This is a genomic window from Bombilactobacillus bombi, assembly GCF_013607485.1.
GTDB classification, from domain to species: Bacteria; Bacillota; Bacilli; order Lactobacillales; family Lactobacillaceae; genus Bombilactobacillus; species Bombilactobacillus bombi_A.
This window is the reverse complement of the sequence record NZ_SCHP01000018.1, coordinates 17621-27464: the sequence shown is the minus strand read 5'-3', so window position 1 is coordinate 27464 and position 9844 is coordinate 17621. Positions and strand designations below refer to the sequence as shown.

12 protein-coding genes are annotated in these 9844 nt (G+C 35.2%); 9 read left to right on the top strand and 3 right to left on the bottom strand.

What is annotated here, in order from left to right:
- On the top strand, window positions 1-799 hold a 799-nt coding region (locus EQ827_RS05125), incomplete at its 5' end, for a C69 family dipeptidase (RefSeq protein WP_181189919.1).
- A gap of 124 nt (window positions 800-923) precedes the next feature.
- On the opposite strand, the gene EQ827_RS05120 is transcribed toward EQ827_RS05125, so the two are convergent.
- Window positions 924-1586, bottom strand: a complete 663-nt coding sequence (locus EQ827_RS05120) for an XRE family transcriptional regulator (protein WP_181189918.1) — start codon at window positions 1584-1586, stop codon at window positions 924-926.
- A 136-nt stretch (window positions 1587-1722) separates the two neighbouring features.
- Here EQ827_RS05120 and EQ827_RS05115 point away from each other — a divergent pair, with 136 nt between their 5' ends.
- On the top strand, window positions 1723-1956 hold the full coding sequence (locus EQ827_RS05115) for an XRE family transcriptional regulator (RefSeq protein ID WP_181189917.1): 234 nt from the start codon (window positions 1723-1725) through the stop codon (window positions 1954-1956).
- A gap of 159 nt (window positions 1957-2115) precedes the next feature.
- Here the strand turns inward: EQ827_RS05115 and EQ827_RS05110 are convergent, their stop codons facing one another.
- The gene (locus tag EQ827_RS05110) at window positions 2116-2619 is read right to left on the bottom strand and encodes a YbaK/EbsC family protein (RefSeq protein WP_181189916.1); all 504 of its coding nucleotides are present in this window, start codon (window positions 2617-2619) and stop codon (window positions 2116-2118) included.
- An 82-nt stretch (window positions 2620-2701) separates the two neighbouring features.
- Between EQ827_RS05110 and EQ827_RS05105 the strand changes: the two genes are divergently transcribed.
- From EQ827_RS05105 to EQ827_RS05075, 7 genes are all read left to right on the top strand, one after another.
- Window positions 2702-2887, top strand: a complete 186-nt coding sequence (locus tag EQ827_RS05105; RefSeq protein ID WP_181189915.1) for a hypothetical protein — start codon at window positions 2702-2704, stop codon at window positions 2885-2887.
- A gap of 13 nt (window positions 2888-2900) precedes the next feature.
- Entirely contained in the window at window positions 2901-3758 is an 858-nt protein-coding gene (locus EQ827_RS05100) for a 50S ribosomal protein L11 methyltransferase (RefSeq protein ID WP_181189914.1), read from the top strand.
- Window positions 3759-4520, top strand: coding sequence for an RsmE family RNA methyltransferase (locus EQ827_RS05095; protein ID WP_181189913.1), 762 nt, complete (start codon window positions 3759-3761; stop codon window positions 4518-4520).
- Entirely contained in the window at window positions 4517-4858 is a 342-nt protein-coding gene (locus tag EQ827_RS05090; protein ID WP_181189912.1) for a hypothetical protein, read from the top strand. Before EQ827_RS05095 ends, EQ827_RS05090 begins: the two co-directional genes overlap by 4 nt.
- A gap of 152 nt (window positions 4859-5010) precedes the next feature.
- The gene (locus tag EQ827_RS05085; RefSeq protein ID WP_181189911.1) at window positions 5011-7230 is read left to right on the top strand and encodes a RelA/SpoT family protein; all 2220 of its coding nucleotides are present in this window, start codon (window positions 5011-5013) and stop codon (window positions 7228-7230) included.
- 9 nt (window positions 7231-7239) lie between these two features.
- Entirely contained in the window at window positions 7240-7677 is a 438-nt protein-coding gene (gene dtd, locus EQ827_RS05080) for a D-aminoacyl-tRNA deacylase (protein WP_181189910.1), read from the top strand.
- A gap of 8 nt (window positions 7678-7685) precedes the next feature.
- Window positions 7686-8306, top strand: coding sequence for an HAD-IA family hydrolase (locus EQ827_RS05075; protein ID WP_181189909.1), 621 nt, complete (start codon window positions 7686-7688; stop codon window positions 8304-8306).
- Between the two features lie 102 nt (window positions 8307-8408).
- Here the strand turns inward: EQ827_RS05075 and EQ827_RS05070 are convergent, their stop codons facing one another.
- Complete coding sequence (locus tag EQ827_RS05070) at window positions 8409-9725, bottom strand: N-acetylmuramoyl-L-alanine amidase (RefSeq protein WP_181189908.1); 1317 nt, start codon at window positions 9723-9725, stop codon at window positions 8409-8411.
- Window positions 9726-9844 lie beyond the last annotated feature (119 nt).

The window sequence follows — 9844 nt, the reverse complement described above, 5'->3', positions numbered from 1 at the left end:
TGATGTACTTTATTCAGCAGATTTACCACAATTTATTGCTGATAATAATTTGAATCCTGATCATAATGAAGTCAATTTAAGACATATTTTTGGATCAGCAACGATTAAGGACACTCATTACAATAATCCTCGCGCTTGGTATGTACAAAAATTCTTTACACCAGATGTTAAACAAGATCCACTTGATCAAAATCTACCATTTATCTGTCATGCTAATCGCAAGATTAACATTGAAGAATTGAAGTGGGCAATGAGCTCTCACTATGAAAATACTCCATATGACCGCTATGGTAATGGAACGGATGAACAAAAAACTCTCTTTCGTCCTATTGGTATTAACCGTAATGAGGAAAGTCATATACTTCAAATTCGCAACAATGTACCTGAGGCTATCGCGGGCATCCAATGGCTAGGATTTGGTCCCAATACTTTTAATACTTTTGTACCTTTCTATACTAATGTTAGTGACACTCCAGAAGCTTTTCGAGATGCAAATGCAAGTTATAATCCTAATACTGCATATTGGTTAAGTCGGACATTAGGAGTACTAGGTGATACTAACTATTCCTTATATAGTGAATATCATGCCCAATTTGAACAAAAGACCCTGGCCCAGTTACGTGCCATAGTTCAAGCAACTGATAAGCAAGCGTCAGGATCTCAAAATATTGACCAGTTGTTGAAACAGGCCAATCAGCAGCTATCTACAATATTTATTCAAAATAGTTGGGAATTATTAGGAAATATGGTTAAATCTGGTTCTGAAAGAATGAAATTAAAGTTTACTATTTTTGATTAATTTAAAATCCTTTGATTGCCAGATAGGCAGTCAAAGGATTTTTTGAAATATGTAATTTTTGTTTTTACAAAAAGGAAATTTTATGATAAAAAAAAACGCTCTAAATGCGTTCAAATTTTAGTTCTTAAACTATAACTGTATAGGATATAATATGCCCAATAATCTTGACATCTTGGAGGTCATTTAAATAGTATTTAGAAGAGGTAGTACAATTATCATCCGCATTTGGTGCAAATGAGATAAGTTTTTTTTCTTGATCATAATAGTAATACTTGATCGTCATTTTATTATCAACTTGAATAATAGCTAGATCACCATTTTTAAGGTCATGCCAAGAATTAATTTTTTTAACAGCAATTAATGAACGATTAGGAATTATTATATTAGGGTATTTTCCATTAATTCGAGTAATGAAAATACTACTGTCACCAGCATAATTACCCATTAGTTCATCTGCTAAAGCCACCTTATGAATATTTTGATACTTTAATGAATCGGCTTCAAAATCAATTCCCATAGGCAAACCCATGTCATAATAACGGTAATAAGAATATGATATGGGTGATTGTGTTAAACTATTCTGGGATTTCATAAAAAGTTCCTGAGGTGTGGTACCAAGGGCATGTGCATATTTTGAAATTCCTTTTTCACTTAATGCACGCTTCTTATTCTCATGATTGGAAACAGTGTTTTGGCTATAACCGATCATTTTTCCTAATTCAGATTGAGTTAAATTCTTTTGTTTTCGTAGTTGTTTGATGATCGGCCCTAATATATTTTCCGCCATATTATCGTCTCCTTTTTAAATATCTCCATGAGAAAAAGATATCACAAATAAAATAAAACTACAATCTAAATTTCGCTCTTGACATTATCAATCTCAATATGAGATATTAGGAACGAATAAAATTGAGGTGAAACAAATGGCTGATAAAAAAGAGCTTAAAGAAAAATTATTACATCCCAAGACTCATGTACGTCAAGAACGCTTGGCCCATGAGTATAGTACTAGTGAAATGGCGTCATTAATTGGTTTGAAAAATCGACGCCAGTATGAACAAAAGGAAAAGGGCAAAGCCCCATTTCATGATTATGAGATGTTAATTATAGCTCATAAATTTCATAAAAGTATCATGTATTTATTTTATGAATATTAATAATTTTAAGCCGACAGTGCAATAAAATTAGCTGCTAATTTTGTGTTCTCAAAGAAAATTATACATAATTGTCGCTTTCAAAAGTAATTTACAGGTGTATAATTATAGTTCCTTGGCAGGGGCACTAAAAAACCGTGACACTTTTTGTCACGGCTTTTTTTAATCAGGCTGATCTACTGCGAAACTCCCAAATTTGCCAGATACTAGCTGGGCAATTTGCTGCACATCAACTAGGACAGATTTGCCTATTTTTCCAGCAGAAACAGCTATTTGTCCGTCTTCTAAGGCTTGATTATCAAAATAAATTGGATAATTATGCTGTTCACGAATACCAATCGGACTATTGGCGCCGTGTTCAAATCCTGATGTTTTTTGTAGGTCTTTCAAAGGCACCATTTTTACTTTTTTATTACCGGATAGCTGAGCTAATAATTTGTAACTTAAATGCTTATCTAGCGGTAAAACCCCCACCAAAGGACCAGTTTTATTGCCTGTCAAAACTAAAGTTTTATAAATTGCAATATCATCATTTTGATGGGGAACAATTTGTTCGACATCTCCTTTTGTCTGGGTATCAAAAGCCAATGGTTGATAAGCAATTTGATGTTTATCAAGAATTTTTTCAACTAAAGTTTTTTGTGTACGTTGCTTTTTTTTGCTCATAATGACCTCGTTTTGCTGTATTATTTCTCACTAACATTATAATATAATAAATAAAAACTGAATTATGTTAAGAGGAAAGTTCATGTTTGGATTTCATAAAAAAGATCAACTAGATTTAAGTCAGCACGATTTTGCTAAAATTACGGCTCAATTACGTAAAGACAGCAAGCAGCTAGCTAAGGCTCAAAAACAATTTGGTAAATTAGTGAAAAACTATCCCATCAAAAAAGAAACTTCAAAAGATACTTCCACATCTAAACAAAAATGATAAAGGAGCCATTATGCAGGACAACTGGACCCAATTTCAGATTTTAACCACAGCAGAAAATTTTGAGTTAGTATCAAATGCCTTAATTATTAACCATGTTACAGGAATTGAAACATTAGCAAATAATGAGGGCTTAGCAGTTTATTTGCCCGCTTCACAACTAAGCGTTACTTGGCAGCAAAACCTACGCAAAACTCTTCAAGATTTGGGATTAAACGCCGCCGATTATCACTTCAATGTGCTATCTAATGTGGACTTACATTGGGGGAAAAATTGGGCGCCTTTTTATAAACCAGTCTTTATATCTCATTTTATGTCTATTATTCCTCGTTGGCAAAAAAAGTCTCTAGAAGGTCCTTATGATATCTTTATGGATCCACAAGAGGCTTTTGGTAGTGGGGAGCACGCTACTACTAAGCTATGTTTGCAAGCATTAGAATTATTCGTCTCTCAGCAGAAGTCATTAATTGATGTGGGCACTGGTACAGGAATTTTAGCTATTGCTGCTTGTAAATTAGGCATTCGCCAGCTTTGGGGAACAGATATTTCTTCTAAAGCAGTAGCAGTTGCTCAAGAAAATTTTCAATTTAATTGTCCCCAGGCCAAATTTGCCGTCCAAACTGGTTCACTTTTAACTGATTTATCACAAAAAGCTGATATTATTACTGCAAATATGCTAGAAGAGCCTATACGTCAACTTATTCCCCAATTAAATAATCATCTCAATTCTAAAGGGCTGGTGATTATTTCTGGGATTTTGGCTGAACATACTTTGTCAATACAAGAGCTTTTACAACAAGAAGGATTCCAAATTTTACAGTCCAGTTTTACCCAAGGCTGGGGCTGTATAGTCGGACAAAAGGAGAAATAAATGCAGCAAATTTTTGTTGAACGAGAATTGACTGCCCAAACCCAGCTGACTTTAAGTGGCGAGCAATATCGGCATTTAATTAAAGTCTTACGCTTACAGCTTCATGATAATTTTTGGATTGTAGATAAAAAGCAACAGACTTTTCAAGCGCAAATCACCATGATTAATAGTAGTAATTTTCAGGTGCAGTTACAAGCCACAACGCGGCCCTTGGCAGAATTGCCAGTTGCGGTGACTATTATTTGTGCTTTATCTAAAAAAGATAAAGTTGATTGGATTACCCAAAAAGCTACCGAATTAGGAGCAAAGCAAATTATCTTTTTTCAATCACGTTACTCTATTATGAAATGGCCGCCGAAGGCTGTCTCTAAGAAATTATTACGTCTGAACCAAATTGCTGTCAATGCGGCACAGCAAGCTCATCGTTTAATGGTTCCCACAGTTACTTATTATTCTTCGCTAAAGCAGTTGTTGGTTCAAGAATCAGCTGATTATCAATTAGTAGCTTATGAAGAAGATGCTAAGCATAATGAAAATCAAAATTTGACTGCAGTATTACAACAATTACACTCCCAACAGTCATTAAGTTGTTTATTTGGACCTGAAGGTGGTTTAGCAGTTGAAGAAATTCAGCAATTGAGGCAAAATGGGTATAATACTTGCGGATTGGGACCACGAATTTTACGGGCCGAGACTGCGCCGCTTTATTTTTTAAGTGTCGTATCATATCAAACGGAATTAGATAAGGATTGTAAAAATTGAAAACACGAATATTAAAATTTTGGCATTCAAGGTACAGCAAAATTATCTTTGTAGCATTATTGATTGCGGTCACATTACCGCTTATTGCTACTAGTTTTCATTTGGGGAAATCCTGGCGGATAGGCTTTTTGTTTTTAATTGTTAATATTACAGTTTCTATCATTATGGGACGTTGGATTAAAAAGCAGCAGCAGCCTAAGTGGACTTTTGCCATATTTCCCGGTGCATTTTTGTTATTAGTTTTAATTCGCTATACTTTAAGCATTTATGTGTACTTATTTACTATTTTATATGGCTTAATTGAATATTTAGCTTTTATTTTGACTAAAAATAATTAAAATAGTTATAAAGTATTCAGATAATGTCAGGTTGAATGATATTATCAACTCAAGAAAAGTACTAGGAACTGTTTTGTGCCAGTGTAATTGTCATCACCAATAAGAAAATTTGAATTCAATCTGATTGTATTTTTAGGAGAGCGGGTGAAAGGATGTCTAAAGAAAAAATTTATACAGCCCAAGAAGTTTTTGATTTATGTGCAACATATATGAATGAACGTCACATCGAATATATTAAAAAGGCTTATGAAATGGCTGCTTATGTTCATCGTGACCAAAAACGAGCTTCTGGAGAACCTTATATTATTCATCCCGTCCAAGTAGCAGCAATTTTGGCTAATTTAAAAATGGATCCGGATACGATTTCGGCCGGTTTTTTACATGATGTAGTCGAAGATACTAATATTATTTCTGAAGATATACGCGAACTTTTCGGCAATGACGTGGCTAATATTGTAGAAGGTGTAACTAAGATTTCAAAATACAAATACAAGTCACACCAACAATTATTGGCAGCTAACCATCGTAAAATGCTCTTGGCTACTGCTCAAGATATGCGGGTTATCATGGTTAAATTGGCAGACCGTTTGCATAACATGCGTACCTTGCAGCATTTGCGTCCTGATAAGCAGCGGCGAATTGCCAATGAGACTTTAGAAATTTATGCTCCTCTGGCAGACCGTTTAGGAATCAGTACTATTAAATGGGAGCTTGAAGATCTATCCTTGCGCTATCTTAATCCTCAGCAGTACTATCGGATTGTTCATTTAATGAATTCAAAGCGGGCCCAGCGGGAAGAATATATTCAAGCAGCAGTCAAAGAAGTACAAAAAAATATTGATCAATTACACATTAAATATGATATTAGCGGTCGTGCTAAACATATTTATTCTATCTATAAAAAAATGGTCGAAAAACATAAGCAATTTGAGGAGCTTTATGACCTTTTGGCAATTCGGATTATGGTAAATACAGTCCGAGACTGTTATGGTGTACTGGGAAATATTCATGCCAAATGGAAACCTATACCGGGTCGTTTCAAAGATTACATTGCTGTTCCTAAAGTTAATGGTTATCAATCCTTGCATACAACAGTTATTGGTCCTCAAGGACGTCCTTTAGAAGTGCAAATTCGTACTTATAAGATGCATGAAGTGGCTGAATATGGGGTGGCTGCTCATTGGGCCTATAAAGAAGGCAAAAAAGAAAAGGTTAACCTTGATAGCAATGACCATCAAATTGATGTTTTCCGAGAAATCATGGAAATACAAGAAGAATCTTCTACGGATGCCGATTTTATGGAAAATATTAAGGGTGATGTTTTTTCCGATCGTGTATATGTATTTACACCTAAGGGTGAAGTCTTAGAATTGCCTAAGGGTGCAGTACCCATCGACTTTGCTTATCAAATTCATACTGAAGTCGGTAATCATACAATTGGGGCTAAGGTTAATGGTAAAATTGTCCCCCTAGATTATAAATTGCGCAATGGTGATATTGTAGAATTGCTCACTCAATCTAATGCTTCTCCCAGTCGCGACTGGGAAAATCTTGCCTATACAACACGGGCCCGCAATAAAATTAAGCGCTACTTTAAAAGTGTTGATCGGCAAAAAAATATTGACACAGGACGCAGTAAGCTGGAACGTGAATTATTAGATCGCAATTTGGCTCCTAAAAATTACCTTAATAAAAAAGCCTTGCAGACTGTATTAGATCGTTATAACTTTGCTACGGAAGAAGAATTGTTAGCCGCTGTGGGTTATGGTGCAGTTTCGGTAATTGGAGTTGTTAACCGCCTAACAGAAGCCGAGCGTCAACAAGCCGAACAACAGAAAAAAGCAGAATATGAAGAAAAAATCATGCATGATGACTCAAACAAGGACGATACTAGTGCTGATCATCATGATACAGTTATTGAAACTGATGACCGTGAAATTCATATTCAAGGTGTGGAGAATTTATTGATCCATATGGCCAAATGCTGTACTCCTATTCCTGGTGATAAAATCGTAGGTTATATTACTAAAGGCCGCGGTGTAACAATTCATCGCGATAATTGTCCAAATATTCAAGATGAAAGTCAGACTAGTCGCTTGATTGAAGCTAGCTGGGGAAATGTCTATAATCACCAATATTTGGTTAGATTAGAGATATTTGGCTTTAACCGCAATGGATTATTAAATGACATTTTGCAGGTTGTTAATAAGCAAACTAATATGCTCAATGATGTTAACGGTCGCATGGATCATGATCGTATGGCACATGTTTCTCTAACTGTCGGAGTACGTAATTTGGAACATTTAAAAGATATCATGACTAAAATTAATAACATTCCTGATGTTTATGATGTTAAGCGCGTAATTAATTGAGGTAAATTTATGAAAGTAGTTTTACAACGAGTTAGTCAAGCTAGTGTCAAAATTGAGCAAAAAACTGTTGCTCAAATTAGTGCTGGTGTTTTACTTTTAGTTGGCTTTGGCCAAGGTGATACAAGTGAGGCAGTGGATTATTTAGCTCAAAAAATTGTTAAAACCCGTATTTTTGCAGATGATAATGGTAAAACTAATCTAGCTATCAAAGATCTTCAAGGTCAAGTTTTATCTGTTTCACAATTTACCCTTTATGCCAATACCAAAAAGGGAAATCGCCCTAGTTTTACGGAGGCCTTAGAACCTAAGGCCGCCCAAAAATTATATGAATTATTTAATCAACGTTTAGCACAAGCAGGTTTATCGGTACAGACTGGAGTTTTTGGTGCCGATATGCAAGTTGAACTAATTAATGATGGTCCATTAACTATTATTTATGAGAGGTAAAAGTATTGATGCAATTGCGTAATGCAATTTGGGATTTTGATGGAACTTTAGCTGATACTTATGATGTTATTTTGGCGAGTTTGCAGGCAACTTTGCAGCATTTTAATTACGACGCTGGAGACCGACAAGAATTATATCGTTTTATTAAACTGCATTCGGTGAAAGCATATTTTCAGAAAGTGACACCACCAGCGTCTTTTGCGCAAATTTTTCAATATCATCAACAATTAGATCATCAATCCCAAAATCAAGTGCAGTTATTGCCTGGTGCGACCACCGTACTACGAGAAATTATTCAAAAGGGCGGTCACAATTATTTGTGGACTCACCGTGATGACTTAGTATTAGAAATTCTTGAAAGGCAACATATTAGGCAGTACTTTACAGCAGTGATTAGCAGTCAGCAGCATTTCGAGCGAAAACCCAGTCCTCAGGCTTTAAATTATTTGGTCCAAACTTATAATTTAAAGCCGGATGTTAGTGCGATGATAGGTGATCGTGCCTTAGATATTCAAGCTGGGAAAAATGCTGGATTACAGACGATTTATTATGATGTTGATAATTTTCATGATAGCAACGGTGCCGATCAGATAGTTACTCAATTACCCCAGATTATCAATTTTTTCTAGGTGTTTAATAACTATTATGACTAGGAGAATAAAATATTAAAAATGTTCACAAGTGTTTGGGCTAAATTCTCAGACACTTTGTGAACATTTTTAATTGGGATTTTATTTAAAATAGTTAATAAGTCCTTGTAAAATACTGTTTGCCAGTTGCTGGCGATAAACCGCACTAGTAATTTGTTTATGATCCTTTTTATTATTAATATAACCCGCTTCAATTAAGACTGCTGGCTGTTCATTTTCTCTAGTTACTTCAAAATCGCCAAAACGTACGCCCCGACTTGGTAAAGGCAGGTGCTGAAACTGTTTTTGCAGACTTTGGGCTAATGGCTGGTCTTTTTTATCAGAGTAGTAATAAGTTGTAATTCCACTAGCCTTGGTTTTTTCTGAAGTTGAATCAAAATGTAGACTAATAAAGGCATCGGCATTTAACTTATTCGCAATCCGGGCGCGAGACGCCAAGTCAACATCCTGATCATTACTGCGCGTTAAAATCACATTAGCTCCGGCTTGTTCTAATAATTTTTTCAAGCGGCGCGCAGTGTCTAAGGTATAATTTTTTTCGTATTGTTTCTGGTTATTAGCCAAGGCCCCAGTATCACTGCCACCATGGCCTGGATCGAGTACAATAGTGGCTTCAGATAGTTTAGTTGCTGCACTTTTAACTGCATGTTTGGAGCTAGAAATAGATACAAGCCAACTAGCAATATAGCCAGTTTCTCCTGAATTAAGCTTAACTTTATAAAAATCTCCCTCTTTACCTAGATAAGGTAGAGTGGTTTGATCGGTAATATGAGCAACAATATGACTTTGAGGATTAGGACGCGCAAAAATTTTAGTATTATTTTGTAAAGTAGTTACAGAGCGAATATTAAGGTTTTGGTTGCGATTATTTGTAATATTATGTGCAACTTTGTCCGTAATAATTAATTCAGAATTAGGAATCCAACCAACAGTGTTATTGAACAAAATTTGGCTCCAGTTATTTTGAGTATAAACAATATTAACTTTTTGTAGTTGTGATAAAGTTCCTAAAACTTCAGCGTTACGGTGGGGATATTTTTGAACATTAGTATTGGCAGCTTTAATGACCCCTACAGTATTACTAGAGGTATTAGCATCGTCATTATTGATTAACCAACTTGCAACCCAGCCAATTTTGTCTCCGGCCAAGCGTACTTGATACCATTGGTTTTTCTCACTAAGAATGGTTAAGGTTTGTCCACGTTTGACACGAGTTAGGGTTTCATAAGAAAGGCTGGGACCCAGACGGACATTTAAAAAATTAGCTTTCACAACAACTTGATTGGCTTGAGCCGCTGCCAATGTTGAAATACATGAGCAAGCAACCAAAATAGTAATTGCAATGTAAAGAAAACGTTGATGATTTTTTTTTCGAATATGACTGCGACGCAATTCCATGAATATAACATCCCATTTAATTTAAACTTAACTACTATCTTATAATAATTGAATGCAAATAGCTATCTTAATTAAGCCTTGACTTTAAAGTTGATGATGGTAATTTATAAGTAATGTTA

Bases quoted from the DNA above. Each gene is read 5' to 3' on its own strand.
- EQ827_RS05120 (WP_181189918.1), bottom strand. From the start codon at position 1,586: ATGGCGGAAAATATATTAGGGCCGATCATCAAACAACTACGAAAACAA.
- EQ827_RS05115 (WP_181189917.1), top strand. From the start codon at position 1,723: ATGGCTGATAAAAAAGAGCTTAAAGAAAAATTATTACATCCCAAGACT.
- EQ827_RS05110 (WP_181189916.1), bottom strand. From the start codon at position 2,619: ATGAGCAAAAAAAAGCAACGTACACAAAAAACTTTAGTTGAAAAAATT.
- EQ827_RS05105 (WP_181189915.1), top strand. From the start codon at position 2,702: ATGTTTGGATTTCATAAAAAAGATCAACTAGATTTAAGTCAGCACGAT.
- EQ827_RS05100 (WP_181189914.1), top strand. From the start codon at position 2,901: ATGCAGGACAACTGGACCCAATTTCAGATTTTAACCACAGCAGAAAAT.
- EQ827_RS05095 (WP_181189913.1), top strand. From the start codon at position 3,759: ATGCAGCAAATTTTTGTTGAACGAGAATTGACTGCCCAAACCCAGCTG.
- EQ827_RS05085 (WP_181189911.1), top strand. From the start codon at position 5,011: ATGTCTAAAGAAAAAATTTATACAGCCCAAGAAGTTTTTGATTTATGT.
- dtd (WP_181189910.1), top strand. From the start codon at position 7,240: ATGAAAGTAGTTTTACAACGAGTTAGTCAAGCTAGTGTCAAAATTGAG.
- EQ827_RS05075 (WP_181189909.1), top strand. From the start codon at position 7,686: ATGCAATTGCGTAATGCAATTTGGGATTTTGATGGAACTTTAGCTGAT.
- EQ827_RS05070 (WP_181189908.1), bottom strand. From the start codon at position 9,725: ATGGAATTGCGTCGCAGTCATATTCGAAAAAAAAATCATCAACGTTTT.